This is a genomic window from Vibrio fortis, assembly GCF_000695685.1.
Classification (GTDB): domain Bacteria; phylum Pseudomonadota; class Gammaproteobacteria; order Enterobacterales; family Vibrionaceae; genus Vibrio; species Vibrio fortis_A.
Window position 1 is genome coordinate 231,179 of sequence record NZ_JFFR01000025.1, and the last position, 26,587, is coordinate 257,765.

At 44.6% G+C, this 26,587-nt stretch carries 19 protein-coding genes; 10 read left to right on the forward strand and 9 right to left on the reverse strand.

What is annotated here, in order from left to right; translation table 11 throughout:
* Positions 1 to 21: 21 nt before the first annotated feature.
* A complete protein-coding gene (locus VFDL14_RS08040; protein ID WP_032552014.1) occupies positions 22 to 1,218 on the reverse strand; it encodes an acetate kinase in 1,197 nt (398 codons plus the stop codon).
* 341 nt (positions 1,219 to 1,559) lie between these two features.
* On the opposite strand from VFDL14_RS08040, the gene yfbV reads away from it, so the two are divergent.
* The 4 genes from yfbV (at position 1,560) to VFDL14_RS08020 (ending at position 6,934) form a co-directional block, all read left to right on the forward strand.
* Positions 1,560 to 2,012: a terminus macrodomain insulation protein YfbV gene (gene yfbV, locus VFDL14_RS08035; RefSeq protein ID WP_032552015.1), complete on the forward strand. Its 453-nt coding sequence runs from the start codon at positions 1,560 to 1,562 to the stop codon at positions 2,010 to 2,012.
* 316 nt (positions 2,013 to 2,328) lie between these two features.
* Entirely contained in the window at positions 2,329 to 3,291 is a 963-nt protein-coding gene (locus VFDL14_RS08030; protein WP_152549261.1) for an ABC transporter substrate-binding protein, read from the forward strand.
* A 151-nt stretch (positions 3,292 to 3,442) separates the two neighbouring features.
* Complete coding sequence (malZ, locus tag VFDL14_RS08025; protein WP_032552017.1) at positions 3,443 to 5,281, forward strand: maltodextrin glucosidase; 1,839 nt, start codon at positions 3,443 to 3,445, stop codon at positions 5,279 to 5,281.
* A gap of 186 nt (positions 5,282 to 5,467) precedes the next feature.
* On the forward strand, positions 5,468 to 6,934 hold the full coding sequence (locus VFDL14_RS08020) for a sensor domain-containing diguanylate cyclase (protein WP_032552018.1): 1,467 nt from the start codon (positions 5,468 to 5,470) through the stop codon (positions 6,932 to 6,934).
* Between the two features lie 54 nt (positions 6,935 to 6,988).
* Here the strand turns inward: VFDL14_RS08020 and dusC are convergent, their stop codons facing one another.
* On the reverse strand, positions 6,989 to 7,951 hold the full coding sequence (gene dusC / locus VFDL14_RS08015; RefSeq protein ID WP_032552019.1) for a tRNA dihydrouridine(16) synthase DusC: 963 nt from the start codon (positions 7,949 to 7,951) through the stop codon (positions 6,989 to 6,991).
* Between the two features lie 191 nt (positions 7,952 to 8,142).
* Between dusC and VFDL14_RS08010 the strand changes: the two genes are divergently transcribed.
* The gene (locus VFDL14_RS08010; protein WP_032552224.1) at positions 8,143 to 8,766 is read left to right on the forward strand and encodes a YecA family protein; all 624 of its coding nucleotides are present in this window, start codon (positions 8,143 to 8,145) and stop codon (positions 8,764 to 8,766) included.
* Positions 8,767 to 8,849: 83 nt separating this feature from the next.
* Here the strand turns inward: VFDL14_RS08010 and dsbB are convergent, their stop codons facing one another.
* Positions 8,850 to 9,353, reverse strand: a complete 504-nt coding sequence (dsbB, locus tag VFDL14_RS08005; protein ID WP_032552225.1) for a disulfide bond formation protein DsbB — start codon at positions 9,351 to 9,353, stop codon at positions 8,850 to 8,852.
* Positions 9,354 to 9,499: 146 nt separating this feature from the next.
* Entirely contained in the window at positions 9,500 to 11,089 is a 1,590-nt protein-coding gene (gene nhaB, locus VFDL14_RS08000) for a Na(+)/H(+) antiporter NhaB (RefSeq protein ID WP_032552020.1), read from the reverse strand.
* A gap of 640 nt (positions 11,090 to 11,729) precedes the next feature.
* On the opposite strand from nhaB, the gene fadR reads away from it, so the two are divergent.
* Positions 11,730 to 12,569 (forward strand): fatty acid metabolism transcriptional regulator FadR, encoded by an 840-nt coding sequence (gene fadR, locus VFDL14_RS07995; RefSeq protein ID WP_032552021.1) that lies wholly within the window; start codon positions 11,730 to 11,732, stop codon positions 12,567 to 12,569.
* A 106-nt stretch (positions 12,570 to 12,675) separates the two neighbouring features.
* Here fadR and VFDL14_RS07990 read toward each other — a convergent pair whose 3' ends face one another.
* Both VFDL14_RS07990 and metG read right to left on the reverse strand, forming a co-directional pair.
* Entirely contained in the window at positions 12,676 to 13,155 is a 480-nt protein-coding gene (locus VFDL14_RS07990; protein WP_032552022.1) for a DUF1456 family protein, read from the reverse strand.
* 172 nt (positions 13,156 to 13,327) lie between these two features.
* On the reverse strand, positions 13,328 to 15,403 hold the full coding sequence (gene metG, locus VFDL14_RS07985; RefSeq protein WP_032552023.1) for a methionine--tRNA ligase: 2,076 nt from the start codon (positions 15,401 to 15,403) through the stop codon (positions 13,328 to 13,330).
* 159 nt (positions 15,404 to 15,562) lie between these two features.
* On the opposite strand from metG, the gene apbC reads away from it, so the two are divergent.
* The 3 genes from apbC (at position 15,563) to VFDL14_RS07970 (ending at position 19,702) form a co-directional block, all read left to right on the forward strand.
* Entirely contained in the window at positions 15,563 to 16,639 is a 1,077-nt protein-coding gene (gene apbC / locus VFDL14_RS07980; RefSeq protein ID WP_032552024.1) for an iron-sulfur cluster carrier protein ApbC, read from the forward strand.
* Positions 16,640 to 16,834: 195 nt separating this feature from the next.
* Positions 16,835 to 17,476, forward strand: a complete 642-nt coding sequence (udk, locus tag VFDL14_RS07975) for a uridine kinase (protein ID WP_032552025.1) — start codon at positions 16,835 to 16,837, stop codon at positions 17,474 to 17,476.
* A 123-nt stretch (positions 17,477 to 17,599) separates the two neighbouring features.
* Complete coding sequence (locus VFDL14_RS07970) at positions 17,600 to 19,702, forward strand: AsmA family protein (RefSeq protein WP_032552026.1); 2,103 nt, start codon at positions 17,600 to 17,602, stop codon at positions 19,700 to 19,702.
* 168 nt (positions 19,703 to 19,870) lie between these two features.
* On the opposite strand, the gene cobO is transcribed toward VFDL14_RS07970, so the two are convergent.
* On the reverse strand, positions 19,871 to 20,476 hold the full coding sequence (gene cobO / locus VFDL14_RS07965) for a cob(I)yrinic acid a,c-diamide adenosyltransferase (RefSeq protein ID WP_032552027.1): 606 nt from the start codon (positions 20,474 to 20,476) through the stop codon (positions 19,871 to 19,873).
* 84 nt (positions 20,477 to 20,560) lie between these two features.
* Here cobO and VFDL14_RS07960 point away from each other — a divergent pair, with 84 nt between their 5' ends.
* Entirely contained in the window at positions 20,561 to 21,010 is a 450-nt protein-coding gene (locus tag VFDL14_RS07960) for a low molecular weight protein-tyrosine-phosphatase (protein WP_032552028.1), read from the forward strand.
* A 92-nt stretch (positions 21,011 to 21,102) separates the two neighbouring features.
* On the opposite strand, the gene VFDL14_RS07955 is transcribed toward VFDL14_RS07960, so the two are convergent.
* Together VFDL14_RS07955 and rne are read right to left on the reverse strand one after the other, a co-directional pair.
* Positions 21,103 to 22,650 carry a SulP family inorganic anion transporter gene (locus VFDL14_RS07955; RefSeq protein ID WP_032552029.1) on the reverse strand — a complete coding sequence of 516 codons (1,548 nt, stop codon included), beginning with the start codon at positions 22,648 to 22,650 and terminating at the stop codon, positions 21,103 to 21,105.
* Positions 22,651 to 22,911: 261 nt separating this feature from the next.
* Positions 22,912 to 26,004, reverse strand: coding sequence for a ribonuclease E (rne, locus tag VFDL14_RS07950; RefSeq protein ID WP_032552030.1), 3,093 nt, complete (start codon positions 26,002 to 26,004; stop codon positions 22,912 to 22,914).
* Between the last annotated feature and the right edge of the window lie 583 nt (positions 26,005 to 26,587).

Sequence of the window (26,587 nt, forward strand, 5' to 3'; positions counted from 1 at the left end):
AGCTAGCGGTATAAATCTTGATTAAAGACCTGCTAGACGTGCAGTGTCTTCAGCGATTACTAGCTCTTCGTTAGTAGAGATAACCATCGCAGGGATGCGGCTGTCAGCAGTGGTGATAACACCTTCACCACCGAAGCGAGCTTTCAGGTTAGCTTCGCCGTCAACTTCGATACCGAAGATGCCTAGGCGGTTGAGTACTAGTTCACGGATTGGAGCGCCGTTCTCACCGATACCACCAGTGAATACGATAGCGTCTAGACGACCGTCAAGAGTTGCAGTGTAGCCAGCGATGTATTTCGCTAGGCGGTGGCACATTACGTCCATCGCGCGAGTTGCTGCTTCTTCTTTACCGTAGTTGTCTTCAACGAAACGACAGTCTGGAGAAACTGCAGTTAGACCAGCTAGGCCAGACTCTTTAGTTAGCATGTTGTTGATTTCTTCAACAGAGTAACCTAGAGAATCGTGTAGGTGGAAGATGATCGCAGGATCGATGTCACCACAACGAGTACCCATTACTAGACCTTCAAGAGGAGTAAGACCCATAGAAGTGTCTACAGATTTACCGTTCTTGATTGCACAAACAGATGCACCGTTACCTAGGTGACAGTTGATGATGTTTACTTCATCAGCTGGCTTGCCTAGTTGCTCAGCTACTTCGCGAGCGATGAATAGGTGAGAAGTACCGTGCATGCCGTAACGACGGATGCCGTGCTCTTCGTATAGGTTGTACGGTAGAGCGTATAGGTAAGACTCTTGAGGCATTGTTTGGTGGAATGCAGTATCAAATACAGCAGACATTGGTAGGCCAGGGAATGACTTTTGAGCCGCCTTGATACCGATGATCGCAGCTGGGTTGTGAAGTGGTGCTAGAGCAGCACAGTCTTCGATACCTTTTAGTACGTCGTCAGTGATTAGTGCAGACTGAGTGAACTTCTCGCCGCCGTGTACAACACGGTGACCAACTGCTGCTAGGTTTTCAGCAAGTTCTGGCTTAGAAGCAAGAATAGTTTCTACCATGAACGCTAGCGCTTCTTCGTGAGCCGCGCCATTACCTAGCTGAGCTTCGTGTTTGCCGTCAAGTTTCCACTTGATGCGAGCTTCAGGAAGGTGCAGACACTCTGCAAGACCTGTTAGATGCTCGTCACCGTTTTCTGCGTCAACAACAGCGAATTTAAGAGAAGAACTACCGCAGTTTAAAACTAAAACTAGCTTAGACATGAATGACTACCTGTAAATTTGTCTGATAAAATCAGTTAAGGGTGAAAATCAATCACAAGAATAGACGAAGCACACAAGCTTGCGTACTAATCTTGGTCAAAAAAACATTAATTTCCGTATAAGTGAATGTCGCCTTTCGTCATAAAAGGGACAGGTGCAATCCTTGCAGAGGTCGTCACAAAGTTGCTTAAATTGTAAATAAGGGCAACAATGAGATTGAGGTCTGCAAATAATAGCGATATTGTGCAAATATAACAAAAAAATTTGAAAGAATATTATTTTTCGTCAATTTTTTGCGTTTTTAGTTGATGATTTCAACTTTTTTTTAACGGGAGACTCATATGAGCAATAGAGTTGGGTTAGCCAGTAGTTTAAAAGATGGCCAAAAGTACATGGATCTCTGGCCTGTCAGAAAAGAGTTAAATGCGATCTTTCCCGAGCAACGCATCATTAAGGCTACTCGCTTTGGTATTAAGGTTATGCCAGCGATCGCCGCGATCAGCATTTTAACGCAGATGGTATTCAACAATTATCAAGCGATGCCACAAGCCGTCGTTATGGCCTTGTTTGCGATTAGCTTACCACTGCAAGGCATGTGGTGGCTGGGTAACCGATCCAATACGCAATTGCCACCAGCATTGGTATCTTGGTATCGTGAACTGCATGAAAAGATTACTGAAACTGGCTTTGCTTTAGAGCCAATGAAGTCTCGCCCACGCTATAAAGAGTTGGCGATTATTTTGAATCGGGCCTTCCGACAACTTGATAAGTCATCAATGGAGCGTTGGTTCTAAGTTAAACCAAGGTTCAAACAACATCATAAAACACTGCGCCCTAGAGACTCCTTTGGGGCGTTTTTGAACTCTTCTACTCCGACTGTTCTTTTGTGCGCCTAGTCGCCTTTTTGATTTTCCATTTCAGACCTTTCACTCTAATTTTTGAAGCTAGCTCATAAATTCGACACTTGTTGCACTTTTGTTACTTTTAGCTTTCGTTACTTTACTCTTACTGGTAATACTATCAGTAATGTAATAACACGCCATTCTATTTATGCAACAGTGGATATATAGAAGCAGGCAAGAGAGTGCATCACAGGGAGTGTTGATGAAAATGAGGTTGAATTGGTCGAGTGCCATGTTGTTTAGTGTGGTGGCGCTCTTTTATTCTGGCGTCTCTCTAGCAAGCAGTGCAAAAGTTTCTATCTCCCAGATTATCGATCACCCTGACTTAAACGCAGCGCATAAAGGGCTGATTGATGGCTTAAAATCTCGTGGTTATGAAAATGGTAAGAATTTAGAGCTGACATCACAAGTCGCAGACGGTAAGCCTGCCCAAGCCGCTAGGATTGCTAGAGAATTAGTGAGCAAAAACCCACACGTGCTGGTTGGAATCGCGACTCCATCTTCTCAGGCGTTGGTTTCAGCAACGCGCACCATTCCTATTGTGTTTACAGCAGTGACGGACCCTGTTGGTGCGCGTCTGGTAAGACGTTTGGAAAAGCCGGGTCGCAATGTAACGGGTTTGTCTGATCTCTCACCAGTGCATCAACACGTCGAGCTTATTAAACAGTTGATGCCCGATGTAGATTCTATCGGTGTTGTCTATAACCCAGGGGAGTCGAATGCAGTCGCTCTAACGTCAATGCTGAGAGACACAGCGAAACAATACGATTTAACACTGCATATCGAGCCAGTGTTCACTGTTGATGAGGTGGAAGAGAAAACTCGTCTGGTGGCTGCCAAATCTGATGTGGTGTATGCGATGACCGATAATACAGTGGCAAGTGCCATCGATGATCTGATTCAAGCCGCCGATAGCCAGAACACACCTGTCGTTGCGGGGACCACCGCGTATGTCAAAAATGGTGCGGTTATTGGAGCTGGTCTTGATTACTACCAAATTGGCTTAGAAACGGCAGAGTATGTGGCTGCGATTTTAGAGGGTGAAAAGCCGGGGAAGCTAAATGTAAGAACGCCTAAAAGCTCAACTCTCAAGATAAATCTTGAGGCACTAAAGAAGTTTCGAATCACATTGCCAACTTCCATTTTAGATCAAGCGACAAGCGTGCAGTAAACGATAGCCCTACAAAACACTAACCAGTGAACTTTATTTGAACAATGTAGGGCTACAAAGCGTGATCCACTTTAATTGTTGATAGTTTTCACATTGTTACGAATAGGATTTTTCATATCTTTAGCGAATCAATCAACGTTCGAGATTCGTTATGCGTCCATATCTATTCCATGCTCAAACCTGCGATTATGTTCAACTTGAGCAAAGAGTTCTTACTTTAAAGCTCCATACAGATCGTGATGACTGGACTAAGGTGCAAATTCGCCATGAACCAGACAATGAAGAGTATCTGGTGGACATGTCTTTGGTCGGAAAACAGGGGCGACTTTTTGTCTGGGAAGCGCAGATTCCACTTAACTCTGATCAATCCATTACTCACTATACCTTTAAGCTATTGAATAACACTGGCCAATTCTGGTTGGATTCACAAGGCGTTCACTTGCGTATGCCAAGCCGTGCGCATCACTTTAAATACAATGCTGATCATCAACCGCCAAGCTGGGTAGCTGAGCAAGTGTTTTACCAGATTTTCCCAGAACGTTTTTGTAACGGGAACCCAGAGATTAGTGTTCAGTTTGGCGAGTACCGATTAAAAGAGGGCACTCTTGATGTCGTGGTAAAAGAGTGGGGGGCTGATGTTGAAGGTCATAATGGCACTGGTGCTGCGGAGTTCTTTGGTGGAGACTTAGCTGGCATACATAGCAAACTCAATTACTTGCAAGACTTGGGTATTACGGCGCTGTACTTGAACCCAATATTCGAATCGCCAAGCAACCATAAATACGACACCACCGACTATTACAATGTCGATCCTCACTTTGGTACCAATCAAGAGTTTGCTGCGCTGTCAGCTGATTTGCATTCTAGAGGTATGAAAGTGGTGTTAGATGCGGTGTTTAACCACACGTCGGTTGAGCATCCATGGTTTGATAAGTTAGGTACAAGTGGCACCGGGGCTTTTGGTCAGCCTGACTCTGAGTACCATGACTACTACTTTTTCAATGAAGATGACGCGAAAAGTTACGTAGGTTGGAAAGGTATTAACTCTCTGCCCGTATTGAACTTCTCCAATGACTCGGTTCGAGACTATATTTATCAATCAGAAGATTCGGTGATCAAACACTGGCTTAAAGCACCCTATGGCATTGATGGGTGGCGTTTTGATGTGATCCATATGCTTGGCGAAGGCGAGGGTGCTTATAACAACGCCCACTACGTGAGAGAGTTTCGTAACGCGGCTAAAAGCCAAAACCCAGATGCCTACATACTCGGAGAGCATTTCTTTGAAGCGACTTCGTGGCTGCAGGGAGACCAAGAAGATGGCTCCATGAACTACTACGGGTTTGCTCATCCCGTTCGCGCTCTTTTGGCTAAGCAAGACATCGCTTATGAGCCAATTGATATCAGTATGCGAGATTTCTCTGATTGGTTAGCTGAAGCTCGTGCAAAAGTGCCTTGGCAGAATCAACTGTCTCAATTGAATCAACTAGACAGCCATGATACTGCGCGTTTTATCTCATTGCTTGACGGTGATGCACAGAAACAGGCTATTGCTCTGACGTTACTGATGACCTACGTCGGAACGCCTTGCCTTTACTACGGTACTGAAGTGGGACTCGAAGGTGGTCAAGACCCAGATAACCGACGTTGTTTCCCGTGGGGAGAAGAACAGACGTCGAACTGGTTTGCCTTTACTCAGAGACTCATTCAGTTGAGACATGATCGTCAAAGTTTGCAAACAGGCGCTTACCAAGAGCTTTACTGTGACGACAACGTGTTGGTTTATACTCGAAGCTTGGACCAAGAACACACGTTAGTTGCCATAAACCTTGGTTCATCAGTCTCTGAGGTTACGCTTCCAGTTTGGAAGCTAGGGCTTGAATCTGGTGAACTGAGCTCGCTATTCGATGAAAACTCTGTGTTGAGCGTTAAAGGTGGCCAGCTGCAATTATCACTAAAACCGGTCTCTTCGCTAGTGCTTGTTAACTAATCCCTATTGCTCACTCACTAGTTACCATTAAAGTAGCCCCTTGTTCGACTCATCAGCGACAAGGGGCTAAGTTTTCGAGTCATATCTATTTGTGAAATAACAAATTACATAATTTTATCGGGTTGAATGTCGTTACTGATGTAATAATATTAATGGGAAATAGATAAGCAGAAGAGCATACAGTTTATGAAAGTTAATAGGCACTTTAGCCTAACCTTTGTTTTTGGCTTTCCCGCCATTATTATCAGCATGTTACTTGCGCTTATCGCTAAAAATCACCTCGATGCGGTAGAGAAAGAAGTTACGTACGAATATCAAAGAATCATTGATGCGTTTGAACGAACGACAACGGTTGTTACTGCTCTCGACTACAGCTTCTCTAATTACTACAAATCCAGTAACCCCCTATTTTTAGACCACAATAAGACCGTAGTAGATGGCGTGTGCCGTATATGGCCGATTGATGGCCTATTGCTTGCCGACGGTAAAACCGCAGATATCCCTTCCGTTGATATTAACTATATGTTGGTTGGCAATGAGTCGTTGTGTTCTGAATTGAGTGATGCCTATCGAAGTGCCAGTGAGAAAGTGGCGCTCGCCCCCATTCTCTCTTTCTTAGCGCAATTAGATGATTACTACTTTGGCGTTCATTTTATTGACGCTAAGGGGTATGTGATCTCTTCACCTGAGGATTTCGCCAAAGGCTTAGGGAAAGAGCTCTTGTCGACAATTAAGAGCCGCCCATATTGGCAGAGAACAGCCAACAACCCAGATCTGTTAACCCTAGCTGGCCCCACTTATCGAACCGATACGTTGGATAGAGTGATTAGCATGACGATACCGGTATTTTACAAAGGCAGCCATCAAGGCATGCTTTCTGTGGATATCGACTCAGGTAAGCTACTGGCGTCACAGAGTCATCTACTCGCTGGCCAGATAAATATAGTCGACCTTACTCATGCACTGCCGCCTGATGACGCAGTGTGGATACAGCCTTTGGAGCTAAATGGTGTCGCTGCACACCATATGATCTTTTATCAACTTGACGTGATGAAAGAGCTGAAAGCTTTTGTTAAGACGGAAACGGACAGTGTCTTCGTAGCGCTCACTGTGTATCTGTTCATGGTAATGATCTTTTTCTACATCAATAGCACAATTGAAAAGGGCTATTTTAAAGAACTTGCTGCTAAAGACCCGATGACAGGTTTGCTCAACCGACGTGGGCTAGAGGCGTTTTGGCGTAATGTTCAACATGACGAACTGTTCGTGCTGGTGGTATTTGATATTGATAACTTCAAGAGCATCAACGATACCTTCGGTCACGATAAAGGCGATGAAGTGATTCGTTATATGGCGCGTCAGATCCACAATGGGATTCGTAGTAGTGATGTTGGCGCTCGGTTTGGTGGAGAGGAGTTCGTGGTCTACCTAAGGGGAGAAGAGCGTCAGACGTTGAAGAACATTCTCCATCGTGTGAAGACTGCGATTTGTGAACAGTCGACCCATGTTATCGAAGGAGGCTTCACGGTTTCCGGTGGTGCTTGCATTGTTGAGTCTGAAAGCACTCACTTGAACTTTGACGAAGTGTTTAAGTGTGCGGATGAGAAGCTGTATCTTGCGAAAACGACAGGTAAGAACAAGATTGTATTCTAATGTTCAGAGCGACGTTGAATGTCGCTCTGTCGACGAATACATTGTTTTGAGGAGCTAGGCTATCGGAGCTGCTAACAGTTTATCTTGGTAGCGCTGAATGTGTTCTACGATTGGTGCCGCCTTTTTAAAGGTACGGATCTCACGGAAGATCTCTTCCGCTTCTGGGTACTCTTTACGCAGATAAACAAACCACTGTTTGACGCGGTTAGGGTAGTAAAGCCCTTTGTCGCCCTCAATTTCAAACTCAGAATAGCGCAACAGCAATGCTAACACCTCTTTCCAAGGCATAGGTTGGTGATTGTGTTTTACAACGTTACCTAAATTTGGAACATTAAACGCGCCACGGCACACCATTAGGGAGTCTATACCTGTCGCTTTAATACAGTTCTGACCATCTTGGTAGTTCCAAATCTCACCATTGGCAATGAGTGGTAGCGTCGTCTTCTGACGGATTTGGTTGATGTAATCCCATTTAATCTCCGAGGCTTTGTAACCTCCGGTTTTAGTGCGGGCGTGGACTGTTAACTCATCAGCTTTAGCTTGCTCAATGGCATCGACAATCTCAAAACACTCTTCAGGATCTTCCCAACCAAGGCGAATTTTAGCTGATACAGGGATATGTTCAGGCACTGCCTCGCGACATGCTTTCACGACCTTATAGATAAGGTCGGGCTCTTTGAGTAGAGAAGCACCACCATTACTCTTATTAACCGCCTTAGCCGGGCAGCCGAAGTTAAGGTCAATACCTTTAGCACCAAGGTTTGCTGCCTGAATAGCATTTTGTGCCATCCATTCTGGATGTTGACCAAGCAGTTGTACGTGAACAGGGACACCAGCCATAGTCTGAGAGCCTTGGTGCAGCTCTGGACATAGACGATGAAAGACGTGCGGTGGTAGCAGCTGATCGGTGACGCGAACGAATTCCGTTACACAAAGATCGTAGTCATTGATCTCTGTGAGGATCTCTCGCATTAGGTGGTCTAACACACCCTCCATCGGGCCTAGTATTACTCGCATATCGAACTACCGAAACATCTCTGTCCTGAAAATAAAGAGGCGTGATTGTACGGTGTCCCTTGCTGATTGTCACTATTGGCACGTTTTCGGAAAATTTACCTCATCTCGGTAAATTCAGCCAAAGGTAAACTGTGCAGATGGACGATAACGAGTATACTTAGCGCAAATCTCATATGAACGATGAAGTATTAATGACATATCAACTATTAAACCAAGATGGCTTGCCGCAAGAGTGTACGCCTCAGTTTGTTGAAGGTGCAATCTTGGCATCTAACCTTGCTACTAAGCCACTAGATCCTAAAGAGTGGCTGGCTGTAATCTCGCCAGAAGCAGAAGAGAGCTTCATCGGTTTGGTGACTGAACAGATTAACCGTCAACATAATCTAATTCAGCGCAGTGAATACTTACTGACAGAGGTTCTTGCTGAAGGTGATTTCAATGAGCAATTTGCCGATGTCGCTGAAGGTTTTATGATGGTTTGGCCGACTGTGGAAGAGCAGTGGCAACAAGCGAATATGGCTGACGGTACACTGAGAATGCTTCAAGCCCTTCTGACGACACTGATGTTAGCTATCGATGAAGAACAGACTCAGCAGCAAATGGTAGCCGCAGGACTGGAAAATCCACCTGCGCTTGCAGATTTAGTTGGTCAAGTTGATTTAATGGTTAACGAAGTAGCATTGGCTGCAGATGAAGCCATGTTAGGTAACAAAGCTCAAAGCGTAAACCCGTTTAAAAATATTGGCCGAAATGACCCTTGCCCATGTGAAAGCGGCAAGAAGTTCAAGCAGTGCTGCGGTCGATCGCAAGCTTAGTTTTAAACTAACGGCTCGCTAAACAGAAAAACAAAAAAGTCGACCTTATCGGTCGACTTTTTTATTGGTATTTCAAATTTCGCCTATTTCGATTTAGCGAACTGAGAGATCACGATGAACCCCAGTGCAATCAGGTTACCTGCGAAAATCACCACCAACCATTGTGGCATTGATAAACCAACAAACTGCCATACAACTTTAGCGCAGTCGCCGTAAGCCTCAAACATCCAAGGTGCCCATTCATTCAATGGCGCCCAGCTTGGGAAAGTCACGAACAGATCACAGGTTGCGAAAGGAGATGGGTTGAACTGATAGTCGACGTGCTCGAGCGATAACATTAAACCTTTGTAGGCTCCGAATCCCCATCCAGCCAAGCCCAGCCAACGTACTATAGGGTTGTTAGGTGCGATAGCGCCAATCATTGCAGCAACACCAATGGCGAGCATAGCAATTCGCTCATAGATGCACATTACGCATGGGCCAAGCATCATAACGTGTTGGAAGAACAACGCACATGCTTCAAAGAAGATTACGAAGCCAAGTAACAATAGCCAAGAAAGTCGGCCTTTAGAGAAATCTTTGAGCATTACAAGAAAGTTCACGAATTTAGTCCTTCAATAAAATTAAAAAAGCCCTGATTACTCAGAGCTTTTTATCTTGGATAAGTTTCCTAATCAATGATTATTTTTCATTACTTAGATTCACTTATTAGCTTTACGACACGTTATGGCGATTAGTGGCCGTTTGAAATCACAGAGGTCACTTCACCAGTATGTTGCACAATCCAACCTGCATCGTAGAACCAAGCTGTCATTGGCTCAACAAAGAACACGATACCAGCAAGACCAACTAGAGCCAGCACGATAGTGTAAGGCAATGCCATGATTACCATACGGCCGTAAGACAGGCGGATAAGTGGTGCTAGAGCAGAAGTCAGTAGGAATAGGAAGGCTGCTTGACCATTTGGTGTTGCAACTGAAGGTAGGTTAGTACCTGTGTTGATCGCTACTGCTAGTAGGTCGAACTGGTCGCGGCTGATGATGCCTTCAACTAGCGCAGTTTTCACTTCGTTGATGTAAACCGTACCAACGAATACGTTATCCGATACCATAGATAAGATACCATTCGCAACGTAGAACAGGGCAAGCTGTGCACCTTTGTCTTCTACGTGAAGTACCGCATCGATAACAGGCTTAAATAGACCTTGGTCGATGATTACAGCAACGATTGAGAAGAATACAGCAAGTAGAGCGGTAAATGGCAGTGCCTCTTCAAACGCTTTACCCATAGAGTGCTCTTCGATTACACCTGTGAACGCAGTTGCTAGGATGATAACAGATAGACCAATCAGGCCTACTTCAGCTACGTGTAGAGCAAGACCTACGATTAGCCATACTGCAATTGCACCTTGAACCCAAAGTTTCGCGATGTCTTGTTTAGTGCGGCTTGCTTTCTGCGTGTTATCAAACTCAACAAGGATTTGACGAACGTTAGCAGGCAGTTTTGCACCGTAGCCAAAGATTTTTAGCTTCTCAACTAGCGCACACGTGATGATACCGCAGATGAATACCGGCAGTGTTACCGGCAGCATACGGATGATGAATTCACCGAACTCCCAACCCGCTTGTTTAGCGATAACTAAGTTTTGAGGTTCGCCTACCATGGTCATTACACCACCTAAGGCTGTACCAACACCTGCGTGCATAAGCAGTGAACGAAGGAATGCACGGTAGTCTTCAAGGTCTTCACGAGTCAGTTCTGAAATCTCTTCATCATGAGTGTGGTCGTGTGCTGAGTTAGAGCCTTTACCTGAAGCCACTTTGTGGTAGATAGAGTAGAAGCCGACAGCCACACTGATTACTACTGCGATAACCGTTAGTGCATCTAGGAATGCTGACAAGAATGCAGCTGCAATACAGAATGCAACAGAAAGTAGAATCTTAGAACGGATGCCAAGCAGTATCTTTGTGAAGATAAAGAGCAAGAGCTCTTTCATGAAGTAGATACCGGCAACCATGAAGACGAGTAAGAGTAATACTGGTAGGTTGGCTTGGATTTCGTGGTAAACCATTTCAGGTTTGGTCATGCCAATTGCGATAGCTTGAATAGCCAACAGACCACCCGGTTGAAGAGGGTAACATTTGAGCGCCATTGCCAGCGTAAAAATAAATTCTACGACTAATAGCCAACCCGCAACAAATGGATCAACGAGGAAAAAAACAAATGGGTTGATGATTAAAAACGAAATGATGGCAACTTTATACCAATCAGGAGCCTTACCAAGAAAGTTCTTGATGAAAGCGTTTCCGAGAGACATCGGCATGTTAATACTCTTTTATGTTGATTATGAATTGACAAGCAATACAACATTCGAGCTTCGAGCTATAGAAATTTGTTAAAAACTATAACTAACAGTGACTTAGAAAAACTACATTCCATGTAATGTTCTGTGGCCTTGCCAAGTCACTCCCTTAGAAACTCGTGCACTGCTCATTTTTGAGCGCAACTCTACTCTTAGATAACATTTAGTCAACAGGAAATGCTCTGTTGGCCTAAAAATACCTCTTTTTTGTTGAAAAACGCGATCAAAGTAGCGCAAGCATAACACTAAAATTGTGAGAAAAACCGACTAGAATCAATATTTGCGTGAAATGATTGAAATTTACATAATAATCTCACCTTATGTTCGATTATTACAACTTAATATTGCATTTTAATAGATCTAAAAATATGAGCTATATCTCTGATTTAATTGATAAAATGTTGTGTTAAATTTTTGTTTAATTTGGTGTTATACCTTGCAGCGATATTAGACTAAAGGTGCAAACGTGTGCTGCAATTTAGAGTTTTAGCTCTATTGTGGGTTTGGTGCCAGTAAACTTTTCGAGGTGTTTCCGCGAGGCGCTAACTAGTGGTATGATGAGTCAATTAAAGCAAAATAATTAAATTGGATTGAAGTGTAGATGGTCATTAAGGCGAAGAGCCCGGCAGGATTTGCAGAGAAGTATATTATTGAAAGTATTTGGAATGGCCGTTTTCCCCCTGGCTCAATCCTACCAGCTGAACGTGAGCTGTCTGAATTAATCGGTGTTACCCGTACCACATTACGTGAAGTATTGCAGCGTCTAGCCCGTGACGGTTGGTTGACGATTCAACATGGTAAGCCAACTAAGGTGAACCAGTTCATGGAAACGTCGGGTCTGCATATTCTAGACACGCTAATGACGCTAGACGTTGATAATGCGACTAACATCGTAGAAGACTTGCTTGCAGCACGTACAAATATCAGCCCTATCTTTATGCGCTATGCATTTAAGGCGAACAAAGAGAACTCTGAGCGCACAATCATCAACGTGATTGAATCATGTGAAGCACTGCTTGCGTCTAAAACGTGGGATGAGTTTGTAGAATCTTCTCCTTACGCAGAAAAAATTAAGCATGCAGTAAAAGAAGACAACGAAAAAGACGAAGAGAAACGCCAAGCGATTCTTATCGCTAAAACGTTCAACTTTTACGACTACATGTTGTTCCAGCGCCTTGCGTTTCATTCAGGTAACCAAATCTACGGTTTGATCTTCAATGGTGTTCGTAAGCTTTATGATCGTATCGGTAGCTACTACTTCTCGAACCCAGAAGCACGTCGCCTAGCGATGGATTTCTATAAAGAGCTACTAGTAATCTGTGAGAGCGGCGAACGTGAAAACTTGCCTCTAGTGATCCGTAACTACGGTGTTGCAAGTGGACAGATTTGGAACGAAATGAAAACGACGCTGCCAACGAACTTTACTGAAGACGACAGCTAATAAATACAGCCAATAGTCTGATTTCAGCGAATAAACAAAAACGGCGAGCTATCTGATAGCTCGCCGTTTTTTATTCTCGTTTACCGTTTTGCGAACAGAGGCAGACTTACCCAGCAAACTCTTCTGAATCTGGACGTTGAGAGAACTGAACACCGCTTAAAAAGTCGCACAATAGTTGGTCTTCACAAGCCTTGTAGTTCTTGTTGTTCGGCTTACGGAAGTAGGCACCGATTTCGTACTTACTTAGGCTAATTCCCATCACTTCTAATGCATCCAGTACATCTTCAGCCTTCATGTTTAATGCAATACGCAGTTTCATGAAAATCATGTTGTTAGTCAGTGATACTTCTGGTTTCGGTTGTTCGCCTTCTTTCTTACCACGCTTAAGATTGATGAAACCATTTAGGAAGATTGCCAGCTCTTTATCTTTCATTTTTGAGAATGACTTTTCACCTTCGGCTTTGAGCCAGTTGTTTACTTGGTCATGCGCAACGGTAGAGTCTGCTTGCTCAAAGGCTTTGATGATTTGAGCGTTCTTCAGGTTTAGCGCGTGTTGGATGCGGCGCAAGATTTCATTGTTAGTCACAGGAATCCTAATTCGGCAGTGAGTCGAAAATAGCGAGTTTCGTATTTGTACATTAAGCGTATTTTCGACTGAAAAGTTGAGGGGGGAATGTATCAGAGAATGTGGGATATCAACAGAAATAAAAAATCCCCATGCATTGCTGCGATGGGGATTTTTAATTCAGTGGTTGGCGTTACATTACACGCATACCTGGCTGTGCACCTTCGTGCGGCTCAAGGATCCATAGGTCGCTGCCACCAGGGCCGGCTGCTAGGATCATGCCTTCAGACATACCAAACTTCATCTTACGAGGTTTAAGGTTTGCCACCATTACAGTTAGCTTGCCTTCTAGCTCTTCAGGTTTGTACGCTGACTTAATGCCAGAGAACACCTGACGAGTTTCACCACCGATGTCTAGTTGGAACTTAAGCAGTTTGTTTGCCTTTGGCACTTCTTCACAAGAGATAATACGCGCAATACGCATGTCGACTGCTGCGAACGCATCGAACTCAATCTCGTCTGCGATTGGATCTTTATCAAGCTCTGTTTGACTTGCTTTGTTCTTAGCTGCTTCTGCCGCCTCTTTCGCTGCAACTTCTGCTGCTGCGTCTTCTTTAGAAGCTTCAATCATCGCTTCAACCTTTTTAGGGTCAATACGGTTGAACAGTGCCTTGAACTTAGTGATCTCGTGACCAGTTAGTGGTGCAGCCATGCCTTCCCACGTTAGCTCTTCGTTTAGGAATGCTTCAGTGCGTGCTGCTAGCTCAGGCATTACCGGTTTCAGGTACGTGATTAGAACGCGGAATAGGTTAATACCAACAGAACAGATGTCTTGCAGTTCTTGGTCTTTACCTTCTTCTTTCGCTACAACCCACGGTGCTTTTTCGTCAACGTATTGGTTTGCTTTATCTGCTAGTGCCGTGATTTCACGGATTGCACGACCAAATTCGCGAGTTTCGTAAAGCTCAGCAATACGATCAGCAGCTGCAACAAATTCGTTGTACAGTTCTGGCTCTGCGAAGTTGTCAGATAGCTTGCCTTCAAAACGCTTAGTGATGAAACCTGCGTTACGAGATGCAAGGTTAACAATCTTGTTTACTACGTCAGCGTTTACACGTTGAGTGAAGTCTTCAAGGTTTAGATCTAGGTCATCAATGCGGCTGTTTAGCTTAGCTGCGTAGTAGTAGCGTAGACATTCTGGATCTAGGTGATCTAGGTAAGTCGCTGCTTTGATGAACGTTCCTTTAGACTTAGACATCTTAGCGCCGTTTACCGTTACGTAGCCGTGTACGAATACGTTATTTGGCTTACGGAAACCAGAACCTTCTAGCATTGCAGGCCAGAATAGAGAGTGGAAGTACACGATGTCTTTACCGATGAAGTGGTAAAGTTCAGTTGTGCTGTCTTTCTTCCAGTATTCGTCGAAGTCTAGACCTTCAGTCTTGTTACATAAGTTCTTGAATGAAGCCATGTAGCCAACAGGTGCGTCTAGCCATACGTAGAAGAATTTGTCTTTCTCGCCTGGGATTTCAAAGCCGAAGTATGGCGCGTCACGTGAGATATCCCACTGTTGTAGGCCAGACTCAAACCACTCTTGCATCTTGTTCGCTGTTTCAGCTTGAAGAGAGCCAGAGCGAGTCCACTCTTGTAGCATGCTCTCGAACTGAGGTAGGTCGAAGAAGAAGTGCTCAGAGTCTTTCATTACTGGTGTTGCGCCAGATACTGCTGACTTAGGATCAATAAGTTCTGTTGGGCTGTATGTTTCGCCACAGTTATCACAGTTGTCGCCGTATTGATCTTCTGACTTACACTTAGGACATGTACCTTTTACGAAACGATCCGGTAGGAACATCTCTTTCTCAGGGTCGAATAGCTGAGAGATAGTGCGGCTAGAGATAAAGCCGTTCTTCTTAAGCTCTAGGTAGATGTGTGAAGCCAGCTCACGGTTCTCTTCTGAGTGTGTGCTGTGGTAGTTGTCAAAGCTAATATCGAAGCCAGCGAAGTCTTTCTGGTGCTCTTCACTTACAGCAGCGATCATCTCTTCTGGTGTAATACCCATCTGTTGTGCTTTTAGCATGATTGGCGTGCCGTGAGCATCGTCAGCACAGATGAAGTTTACAGTGTTGCCGCGTAGGCGTTGGTAGCGCACCCAAATGTCAGCTTGAATGTGCTCAAGCATGTGACCTAGGTGAATCGAACCATTAGCATACGGAAGGGCACAAGTGACCAGTAGTTTCCTTGAATCAAGAGTTCTTGGATCGTTTGCCATACTTAAATTTCGCTTCTTTTTGATGGGTATAAATTTGATGTGTAATACTACTTTATAACAGGTGTCACGCCAAGGTATCAAATTGACGAATCCCTTAGTTTTTTAAGGGTTCAGTCTTTCGTCAGGGGGTGATAGCATAAATCAAAAAAAGGAGCCCCAATGCGTAACTTCACATCAAAGCAAGATTTTTGTTCTTGGCTGAATGAGTTTGAATCTGTACTTCTAATCCCTGAATGGGCATCGCAACCGAATATGGTGACGGTAGACCCAAAGGGTTCATTCATCATTACGCTTCCATTTGCGGCCAATAGCTTAGTAGAAGAGCTATCACACTGGATATCACATCAAATCGCAGAGCAGAAAGTCGCTGGGTTCGACTTTGAAGTTCGAATTAAGCCTGCTGCACTTGAAACAACCGTATCAAGCCCCGTCAAAGGCGTGAAAAATATTATTGCGGTGACGTCTGCTAAAGGGGGCGTTGGTAAATCAACAACCTCAGTAAACTTAGCGTTAGCACTCTCAAAGTCAGGCGCTAAAGTTGGTCTATTGGATGCTGATATTTATGGTCCTTCTGTACCTATGATGCTTGGCCAAATGCAAGCGAAACCAGAAGTGCGTGACAATAAATGGATGATTCCTATTGAAGCTCATGGGATCTTCACTCACTCAATTGGTTACTTGGTATCAAAAGATGATGCAGCTATCTGGCGTGGTCCAATGGCAGCGAAAGCTCTTGGCCAGATCATGAATGAAACGGTATGGCCGGATCTGGATTATCTGGTGATCGATATGCCGCCGGGTACAGGTGACATTCAACTGACTCTGTCTCAGCAAATTCCAGTTACAGGGGCGATTGTTGTGACTACACCGCAAGACCTTGCTTTAGCGGATGCTCGTAAAGGTGTAGCAATGTTTGACAAAGTAGGCGTGCCAGTAGCGGGGCTTGTTGAGAACATGAGCTACCATATCTGCAGCCACTGTGGTGAAAAAGAGCATATCTTTGGTTCTGGTGGCGCTGAAGCTATGGCCGTTGAGTTTAGCCTAGATATTCTTGCTCAGATCCCTCTGCACATCGATGTCCGTGAAGATATTGATGCGGGAATGCCAACCGTAGTGCGTCGACCAGACAGCGAGCATACGCGTCATTACCTCGATTTGGCCGAAAATGTAGCCTGTAAGATGTACTGGACGGGCAAAGTGAAACCAGAAGCGATTAACTTCTCAATGGTTGAGTAGTTTATAATTTATACAGAGTGTGCAAGTGGTTGATGGGCACTGGTCATTAAGCAAACGTTTATTTTGATTTAATCCATTTAGATCATCAATTTGACGGTATTTTGCTGAAATGGCGACTAGAATCTATAGAGCTTAGCCCCTATAATCAGGCGGTTTATCTATTCCCATCACCAAAACCATATCGGGTGCAAAATAATGTCTGATAATAATCAATGTGTCATCGTAGGTATCGCTGGCGCTTCAGCTTCAGGAAAAAGTCTGATTGCTAGTACTATTTATAATGAGTTGCGCGAAAAAGTAGGCGACCATCAAATTGGTGTTATCACGGAAGATTGCTACTACAGCGACCAAAGCCACTTGAGTATGGAAGAGCGTGTTAAAACAAACTACGACCACCCAAACGCATTAGATCACGATCTACTGTGTGAGCATCTTAAAGAGCTAATGAACGGCAACGCGGTTGAAGTTCCAGAATACAGCTACTCTGAGCACACACGTACTTCTGAAACGACTACACTTACTCCAAAGAAAGTGATCATTTTAGAAGGTATCCTACTGCTAACAGACCCACGTCTACGTGAACTGATGCACGCGAGTGTTTTCATGGATACACCACTAGACATCTGTCTACTACGTCGTGTTAAGCGTGATGTTGAAGAGCGTGGTCGTACGATGGACTCTGTACTGAAGCAATATCAAGAGACAGTACGTCCTATGTTTATGCAGTTCATTGAGCCATCAAAGCAGCATGCCGATATTATCGTCCCTCGTGGTGGTAAAAACCGTATCGCTATCGACGTTTTGAAAGCTCACATTGCTAAGCTATTAAAGGCGTAGTCGGTACCATCTGACAAAAGTAAGAATTTAGTTATAAGTTCTTAACTTAGCTTTATTTTTTATCGAATAAGTGGCACTTTTATAGTGCCACTTTCTTTTGGAATCTAAGCAAGGAATATGCGGATGAAGAAACTACTCATTTTCATAGCTATCCCAGTTGTTGTCGTTATCGCGGCGATTCTGGCGCTAGTGCTGTTAGTGAATCCCAACCAATTTAAACCACTGATTGTCGAACAAGCCCAAAAACACACCGGTTTAGAGCTTGTGATTGAAGGTGACATCAGCTGGCAATTTTTCCCATCGATTGGTTTTGAACTAGGAAAGACAGAACTGCGTAATCCGCAGGGCTTCACTCAACCTAACTTATTCAAAGTTGATACCGTCGGCGTTGATATCTCTGTTACACCTCTTTTTAGCAATCAACTTGAGATCGGTAACGTTACGCTGGATGGCGCTGAATTCTATTTAGAAACTCTAAAAGATGGCAGTAAGAATATTGATGCGCTAACACAGGCTCAAACCGCTGCTACTCCTGCAGAAGAGACAACAACTCGACCAGAAGAAGAGTCCACTTCGCCACAAGAAAGTGCAGCCTCAAACTGGACGATTAACCTCGCTGGTGTGACTGTATCGAATGCATTGTTCGAGATGGATGACAAACAAGCGGGTTCATTTATCAAGCTATACGATGTGGCGTTTAACCTATCTGAATTCGCGGCTGATACGTGGACTACAGCGACTTTCTCTGCATCTGGAGAGAACAATCAGCAGAAGTTCTCGGCGCAAGGCAGTGCAGACTTGAAGCTGGCAAAAGGCTTCGCGAGCTATGCGCTGCGTAATATAGACTTGAATGCGACCTTTAGCGATCCAAGTACTCAAATTGAGTCGGCTAAGATTGGTCTTGATACGTTCGAGTTCGACAAAGTGAATAACTTAACATACAGCGTTGTGGGTAATGCTGCGGATATGGAACTGGATCTGAAAGGCGCTGGTGAACTAACGGTTGATAGCGCGATTTCAAAAGTTGTGCTTAACAAGCTAACTTTAGACTCTACGTTTAAAGGTGATGCACTTCCTCAATCACCAATGAAAGTCGATATGCTGTCTGATCTGAGTTTTGATCTAACTAAGAGTCACTTGAGCTTTGTATTAGAGAAGCTTCAAGCGAACAGCATCGCACTTGACGGTAAAGCGGATGTGACGCTATCTGAGATTCCTAAGGTACGTTTCTCTCTACATAGCCCGAATATTGATTTAGATGAGTTTCTAGGTTTGGGTAGCACTTCTGATGCGTCAGCAGCTTCACAACCAGCTAAAGAAGCTGAGTCTTCAGCGCCCGTGAAAGAAGTTGAACCAGACCTGACTGCTCTGAAAACGCTGGATGTGAAAGGCGATATTACGATTGATAAGTTCAAAGCTAACAACGCTCATATGCAGAATGTAAAAGCGGCATTCTCGGTTAACCGTGGCGTGGCAAAACTAGAGTCATTCACGTCTAACCTCTATGACGGCTCAATTTCTGCGACAGCCACTCTGGATGCTCGTAAATCACCAGCGTCATACACGGCTAAGAAAGCGATTAAGGGCGTTAAGGTTCAACCATTGCTGGTGGATGTTGCAAATAACGACATGCTCGAAGGTACTGGTAACATTGACGTGAATGTTTCTGGTAAGAGCCTAACTCCAACAGGTATCAAGCAGAATCTAGTGGGTACTATTGTTATCAACTTCGCCGATGGTGCCGTGAACGGTATCAACGTAGCACAGCTGATTCGTGAGAACTATGCGAAGATCAAGGGTGAGAAGTACGACGAGAGCGAAGATGTTCAAAAGACTGACTTCAGTGCGATGAAGGCGACACTAAAAGTCGACAAAGGTTGGGTGTCAACTAACGACCTTTCAGCGCAATCACCTCTGCTGCGTGTTACTGGTTCTGGTAAGGCTAATTTCATCAAGGAGACCGTTGATTTCCTAGTGCGCACCTCTATTGTGGGCTCACTGGAAGGTCAGGGTGGTAAGAGCATTGATGACCTTAAAGATGTAACGATTCCAATTAAGGTTACAGGTGCTTGGACAGATCCTAAGTTTAGCTTAGTGTTCGACGACGTATTGAAACAGAAAGCTCAGAAAGAGATCGATCGTGGTGTGGAGAAACTCACGGATAAGATCAAAGATGAGAAAACCAAGGAAGCAGTAGATGGACTCCTAAAAGGTCTGTTTAACTAACCCGTTTTTAGTCTGATATAAACGAAGCGCCACTCTTTAATTAGGAGTGGCGCTTTTTTATTTGAACGTCTAAAACAGAGATTTTCTAAGACGTTCGCCCTTTGTTATAGGAGGTAACACGGCCAAAGCCGTTATTTGCCTGAGTCGAGGATCCCTGTTCGAGGGTTATTACCAATCCACACCTTGCAGAGCTTTAACCCCTGATTCAAAAGCATGTTTGACATTACGTACCTCTGAAACAGTATCTGCCATTTCAGTCAGTGTGCGGTGGGCGCCACGACCTGTAATGATCACTGATTGCATCTTTGGTCGGTTGTTTAGCGCTTCAACAACCTCATCAAGTTCAATGTAACCGTAACTAACCATGTACGTTAGCTCATCAAACAGAATCACATCCAATGACTCGTCAGCAAGCATGCGCTTACACTCAGTCCAAACACGCTGTGCAGCTTCGATATCTTTGGCTTTGTTTTGCGTTTCCCAAGTGAAGCCCGTGCCCATCACCTGAAATTCAACATCGAGTTTCTCAAGTACGTTCTTTTCACCGTTGTCCCAGGTTCCTTTAACGAATTGAGCAACAGCACATTTCTTACCGTGACCAACAGCACGAGTAATGGTACCAAAGCCTGAAGTTGACTTGCCTTTACCATTACCTGTAATAACAAGCAGTAGGCCTTTAACTTCCTGAGCAGCGGCAACACGAGCATCAACTTGTTCTTTAACTTTCTGTTGGCGGGCCTTATGGCGCTGTTCTTTGTTGTCTTCAGTCGACATAACTCTTCCTTATAATTTGTGATTAGTACTATCATAGCTTAAGTTAACACTATCAAAAACCATCGAAAGAACAGGTGATTAGGGATGAAAAAGATACTGGTAGTCTGTATGGGGAATATCTGTCGCTCTCCAACAGGTGAAGCGATATTGCGAGCCAAGGCCAAGTCTATGGGGATCGAGGTTGAAGTAGACTCCGCTGGTACAATCGGCTATCACCAAGGAAACCCACCTGATCCACGTTCTAAAGCGGCAGGTGAGGCTAGGGGCTACAGCTTTAAAGGAATTCGCTCTCGCAAAGTAGTGGCACAAGATTTTGATACGTTCGACCTAATTTTAGCTGCAGATAGAGCAAACTTAGCTGACTTAGAATCTCAATGTCCGGCTCACTTACAGTATAAATTGGCTCTGTTTCTAAGCTATGGTGAATCGAGTTATGAGGAAATTCCTGATCCTTACTATGGAGAGGGGGATGGCTTTGAGCTGGTTCTCGATTTAATTGAAGAGTCGAGTGAAGCGATACTGAAATCTCTTTAGCAAGAGCGTATTCCGCTTTAGTAAGCCGATACAAAAATGCCGACGTTTATCGTCGGCATTTTTTATTCTTATCTATGTAAAGCCATCAGCTATTACTTAGACATAACCTTGTAGATTGGGTCTTCTGCAACGTTTGCTTCAACCAAGCTACCTGCTTTGTGCAGCATAGCAACACAGTCTTGGCTTAGGTGACGTAGGTGCAGTGTTTTACCCTGTGCTGCGTAACGCTCAGCAATAGTATCGATCGCTTCGATTGCTGAATGGTCAGTTACACGAGAGTTTGCGAAGTCTACGATAACGTCTTGAGGATCTTCTTGAGCGTTAAATAGCTCTAGGAAGTTCGCTGTAGAACCGAAGAAGATCGGGCCATTTACTTTGTACTCTTTTGAGCCTTCTTCGTTGATGCAAGTATCTGCGTAGATGTGCTTAGCGTGCTGCCAAGCAAACATTAGCGCAGAAGCGATAACACCAACAAATACAGCAACTGCAAGGTCAGTCATTACAGTAACAACCGTTACTAGAACGATAACAAAGAAGTCTTGTTTTGGTACGCGGCGCGCAAGCTTGAACGTTGCCCATTCGAATGTACCGATAACAACCATGAACATTACGCCCACAAGTGCTGCTAGAGGAATCATTTCAATTAGCGACGATGCAAATAGGATGAACATCAGTAGTGCAACTGCAGCAACGATACCTGATAGACGACCACGACCACCAGAGTTTACGTTGATCATCGATTGACCAATCATCGCACAACCACCCATCGCGCCAAATACTGAACACGTTACGTTAGCCATGCCTTGACCAACACACTCACGGTTTGATTGGCCACGAGTGTTTGTCATTTCATCAAGCACTGTCAGAGTCAGTAGCGATTCAATTAGACCAATTGCCGCCAGAATTACTGCGTAAGGCAAGATGATGTAAATCGTTTCTAGGTTAAATGGCACTGCTGGAATCGAGAATGTTGGTAGAGAGCCTGCAAGCGTTGCAGCATCGTCACCAGACATAGTACGTAGGAAGTCAACTACTGTACGTGTTTCTAGATCTAAACCAACCACTAGCGCCGTCACTGTCACGATAGCAACCAGTGACGAAGGCACTGCAGTCGTAAACTTAGGTAGGAAGTGGATGATAGCCATAGTTAGAGCTACCAGACCAAGCATAAGTGTCATTTGGTCTGTTGGAAGCCAAGTTAGCGCGCCAGTGATGTCTGGTGCTTTAAATTGACCCAGTTGAGCAAGGAAGATAACAATCGCCAAACCGTTCACAAAACCAATCATTACTGGGTGTGGAACGATACGAATAAATTTACCGAGCTTGAATAGACCCGCAGCTATCTGTAGAAGACCCGCTAGCATGATAGCGGCAAAGAGGTATTGAACACCGTGAGTCGCAACTAGGCTAACCATTACAACGGCCATTGCGCCTGTTGCACCAGAGATCATGCCAGGACGACCGCCGAAGATAGAAGTGATAAGACCGACGATGAATGCTGCGTATAGGCCAACCATTGGGTCAACACCAGCAACAAAGGCGAATGCAACGGCTTCAGGTACTAGAGCAAGTGCTACAGTAAGACCTGAAAGAACGTCATTCTTTACAGAGTGCTTTGAAAATTGTGGGAATTCGAACATGTGTGCTCAGCTATGCTTTAAATGGATTTACCGACACGAACATATTGCGGAGCTAAACAGGTGTATAAAAGAGCGGCAATAGCTAAGTGTCGAAAAAGATAAGTGCGCGAATCCTACCCAAAAATGTGATTAAGTTCAAGGTTGAACCTAACTTTGAGTAATATATCTATTAATCGTTATTCCGATAACGCATGTGAAAAAGGCTGCTTATAATAAGCAGCCTTTGATTCTATTTACTTAAGAATTTACAACAGTAAATGCTTAGTAGTTTGGCTTAGTCATACCAGAACCCGCTTGGTTCGAAGCAACCTGACTACCTGCACCCTTCGATACGTAACGTTCGCTACGGAATGGTGCTGCAACAACTTCAATCTCTTTGATCTCTTGTGGACCAGGAGCTTTCGTCATTGGCGAGCTAGCTTGTTTCTTCGCTTCTACTGAAGGTTTCTCTTCAGTCACAGGTGCTGCTTCAACTGGTTTAGCCTCAGTGATTGGTGCTTCAACAACTGGAGTTTCAGCTACAGTCTCTTCAGCTTTTGCTTCAACCGTTTCTTCAGCTTTAACTGATTCTTCAACAACAGGTGCGTCTACTACTGGAGCCTCTTCAACAACTGGTGCTGCTACAGGCGCTTCAGCTACAGGTGTCTCAACAACAGGTGCTTCAACTGCAGGCTGTGCTACCACTTCTTCAGCTTTCGCTTCAATCACAGGCTCTTCACGGCGGATAATCACTTTACCCATTGCCATTTCAGGACATGCAAAACCACCAGCAATCACAACATTGTTTTGAACAGCTTCTAGTTCAGTTGATTGTTGTACTTGCGCTTCTGCTTTAGCAGCTTCAGGTTTTGCTTGTTTGTGGTGCGGTTTAGGCACGAAACGAGGCATCACTTTACCCATCGCCATCTCAGGAGAGGCTACACCACCTTTACGTAGGCGGAATGGGTTAGGGCGACGGTCACGACCGCGACGACGACGTTGACCACTTGCACGTAGGTGACGTGGAGAACGACGGTTACGACGTTGCTTCGGCTCTTCCTGTTCTGTTTGTTCAGCGTTCGCTTGGTTAGCTTCTACTTGTTCCGCTACCTTTTGCTCTTGAGCAACAGACTTATCTTTAGCTGCAACTTGCTCTTTCGCAGAGTTGTTTTCTGCTTGAGCTTGCTGGTCTTTAACGCGGATCTGCTTGTTCAGTTTACGACGTTGACGACGCTCTTTAACTTTTGCAGCTTTCGCTTCAGACTTCTGCTTTTGACCTTCAGGTTTGGAAGCTTGAGCATCAGCTGCTAGCTGTTGACCTTGTTCTGCAACCTTAGATGATACTTGCTCTTCGCGTTGTTGCTTTTGCTCGTCACGCTGCTTATTGCGGCGGTCTTGCTTAGGCTTACGGTTTTGACGAGGCTGCTGAGTTGCATTTTCTTTTTGCTCTTCAGGCTTCTCATCGCGAGCTGGCTTACGACGGCGCTTATTGTCGCGGTTCTCGTTACGATCACCACGCTGGTTGCGACGACGATTGTCATTGCGATCGCGACGTTGACGGTTGCCATTGTTGCGATTGTTCTTAGGTTTCTCTTCTTGCTTCTCTTCTTGTTTCTCTTCTTGAGATGAAGAGCCACCGAATAGGAAGCTGCCAATAGCTTTGAAGAAGCGGCTGATTAGGCCTGATTCTTGTGCCGTTGGCTCTTCTTTCTTCTCTTCTACTTTTGCAGCTGCTGCTTTTGGCGCTGGAGCTGGCGCAGATTGAGCAGGAGCAGCAAAGCCTTTCAGTGCAGGCTCTTCGATCTTCTTAGGACGAATCGTCTGTTCTGCTGGCTCTTTGCTTTCTGCTTCTTTCAGAGCGTCTAGCTTCTTAGGAAGTAGGTAAGAAAGTAGATCGAACTCTTCACCTTCACGAACACGGATAACTTCGAAGTGCGGAGTTTCCATATCAGAGTTAGGTACAACAGTGATCTTAACTTCTTGAGTACGCTCAATGTGGTTTACAGAGCGACGCTTCTCGTTCAATAGGTAAGAAGCGATTGGCACAGGTACAACTGCAAGCACTTGTGCTGTGTTGTCTTTTAGCGCTTCCTCTTCGATTAGACGAAGAACTGAAAGTGCTAGAGATTCATTGTCACGTACAACACCAGTACCTGTACAGCGAGGACAGATGTGGTGGCTTGCTTCTGCTAGAGAAGGGCTTAGACGTTGACGAGACATCTCAAGAAGACCGAATCGAGAAATACGACCGATTTGAACACGTGCACGATCTAGACGAACTGCATCACGTAGACGGCTTTCTACTTCGCGTTGATGACGAACAGGCGTCATATCGATGAAGTCGATAACTACTAGACCACCTAGGTCACGTAGACGAAGTTGACGAGCAATTTCATCTGCGGCTTCTAGGTTTGTGTTCAGAGCTGTTTCTTCAATATCACCGCCTTTCGTTGCACGAGCAGAGTTGATATCGATAGAAGTTAGAGCTTCTGTTGGGTCGATAACGATTGAACCACCCGACGGAAGGCGAACTTCACGTTGGAAAGCAGATTCAATTTGGCTTTCGATCTGGTAGTGGCTAAATAGAGGAACTTCACCGTCGTACTTCTTAACGCGACTGATAAAGTCTGGGCGCACTAGTTGAATGTGCGCTTGTGCACGCTCAAAAATAGTGTTGCTATCGATAAGAATTTCACCAATATCACGACGCAAGTAGTCGCGAATTGCACGAACAATTACGTTACTTTCTTGGTGGATAAGGAAAGGTGCTGCGTTTGAATCCGAAGCCTGCTTGATAGCAGCCCAGTGATTAAGTAGTACGTTTAAGTCCCACTCAAGCTCTTCTGCGCTTTTGCCAACGCCAGCAGTACGAACGATTAAACCCATGCCTTGAGGAAGCTCAAGTGTGCTTAAAGCTGCTTTTAGTTGAGTACGCTCGTCACCTTCGATACGGCGAGAGATACCGCCTGCACGAGGGTTGTTTGGCATAAGAACTAAGTAGCTACCCGCCAAAGAGATGAAAGTAGTCAGTGCAGCACCTTTGCTACCACGTTCTTCTTTCTCAACTTGTACGATAACTTCCTGGCCTTCCTTTAGCACTTCTTTGATGCTTGGACGACCTTGGTATGTGTAACCTTCAGGGAAGTATTCGCGGGCAATTTCTTTAAGAGGGAGGAAACCGTGACGTTCTGCGCCGTAGTCAACAAATGCCGCTTCTAGGCTTGGTTCAATACGAGTGATACGTCCTTTGTAGATATTCGCTTTTTTTGATTCGTGACCTGGACTTTCGATATCAAGATCGAAAAGTCGCTGGCCATCAACCAAAGCGACACGCAACTCTTCTTTTTGAGTTGCGTTAATTAACATTCTTTTCATTTAGAAATACTCATTGTCTTTTCTTATTTTCATCATTGTTCTTGTCGCTTGATTTCGTTTCTCATGGTGCCTGATCCCATGGCTTTATCGGTGCAGCCTCCCGGCTGGAAGGGATGCTCTTGGGGCACGTCAGTCATCATAGATAGTGAACTATGATCCGCGATGTGGCGGTGAATACTCAACATGAGCGTACGTGAGTAGAGCGACAAGGAACTCAGTTAACGGTGTCTTACGCCAATGCAGCACGGTTTTGACTGAGTCATCTACTCATTTACTTGCTTGTGAATGGTTGGCTGTTTAAATAGTAGTCAAACCATAGATAGCAGCTGTGAACTATAGCAGTGGTCGCTAATCACAGCAATCTGCTTTATCAGAATGCGCGAAAAAAAACGGTTTTTGTTTGGGTTTTGATAGCTCTAACTCACTGTCTATCAATAATTTATCAAATGATATTTAATTTTGCGGCAGTCTTGATTGTTTTTTGTTCGAAGAATCAAACAAATATAGAAGTTTCACGCCTCCTTTTGGGTATAATCGCGCCGAAAAATGCAATTAACTCTCAATTATCAAATTTGACAGTGAT

Excerpts from the sequence above, each read along its gene's own strand:
- VFDL14_RS08020 (WP_032552018.1), top strand. The coding sequence starts at position 5,468 with ATGAAAGTTAATAGGCACTTTAGCCTAACCTTTGTTTTTGGCTTTCCC.
- nhaB (WP_032552020.1), bottom strand. The coding sequence starts at position 11,089 with ATGCCGATGTCTCTCGGAAACGCTTTCATCAAGAACTTTCTTGGTAAG.
- apbC (WP_032552024.1), top strand. The coding sequence starts at position 15,563 with ATGCGTAACTTCACATCAAAGCAAGATTTTTGTTCTTGGCTGAATGAG.
- udk (WP_032552025.1), top strand. The coding sequence starts at position 16,835 with ATGTCTGATAATAATCAATGTGTCATCGTAGGTATCGCTGGCGCTTCA.
- VFDL14_RS08010 (WP_032552224.1), top strand. The coding sequence starts at position 8,143 with ATGACATATCAACTATTAAACCAAGATGGCTTGCCGCAAGAGTGTACG.
- dsbB (WP_032552225.1), bottom strand. The coding sequence starts at position 9,353 with ATGCTCAAAGATTTCTCTAAAGGCCGACTTTCTTGGCTATTGTTACTT.
- yfbV (WP_032552015.1), top strand. The coding sequence starts at position 1,560 with ATGAGCAATAGAGTTGGGTTAGCCAGTAGTTTAAAAGATGGCCAAAAG.
- cobO (WP_032552027.1), bottom strand. The coding sequence starts at position 20,476 with ATGTCGACTGAAGACAACAAAGAACAGCGCCATAAGGCCCGCCAACAG.
- dusC (WP_032552019.1), bottom strand. The coding sequence starts at position 7,951 with ATGCGAGTAATACTAGGCCCGATGGAGGGTGTGTTAGACCACCTAATG.
- fadR (WP_032552021.1), top strand. The coding sequence starts at position 11,730 with ATGGTCATTAAGGCGAAGAGCCCGGCAGGATTTGCAGAGAAGTATATT.
- VFDL14_RS07970 (WP_032552026.1), top strand. The coding sequence starts at position 17,600 with ATGAAGAAACTACTCATTTTCATAGCTATCCCAGTTGTTGTCGTTATC.
- VFDL14_RS08040 (WP_032552014.1), bottom strand. The coding sequence starts at position 1,218 with ATGTCTAAGCTAGTTTTAGTTTTAAACTGCGGTAGTTCTTCTCTTAAA.
- metG (WP_032552023.1), bottom strand. The coding sequence starts at position 15,403 with ATGGCAAACGATCCAAGAACTCTTGATTCAAGGAAACTACTGGTCACT.
- VFDL14_RS08030 (WP_152549261.1), top strand. The coding sequence starts at position 2,329 with ATGAGGTTGAATTGGTCGAGTGCCATGTTGTTTAGTGTGGTGGCGCTC.
- VFDL14_RS07960 (WP_032552028.1), top strand. The coding sequence starts at position 20,561 with ATGAAAAAGATACTGGTAGTCTGTATGGGGAATATCTGTCGCTCTCCA.
- VFDL14_RS07955 (WP_032552029.1), bottom strand. The coding sequence starts at position 22,650 with ATGTTCGAATTCCCACAATTTTCAAAGCACTCTGTAAAGAATGACGTT.
- malZ (WP_032552017.1), top strand. The coding sequence starts at position 3,443 with ATGCGTCCATATCTATTCCATGCTCAAACCTGCGATTATGTTCAACTT.
- rne (WP_032552030.1), bottom strand. The coding sequence starts at position 26,004 with ATGAAAAGAATGTTAATTAACGCAACTCAAAAAGAAGAGTTGCGTGTC.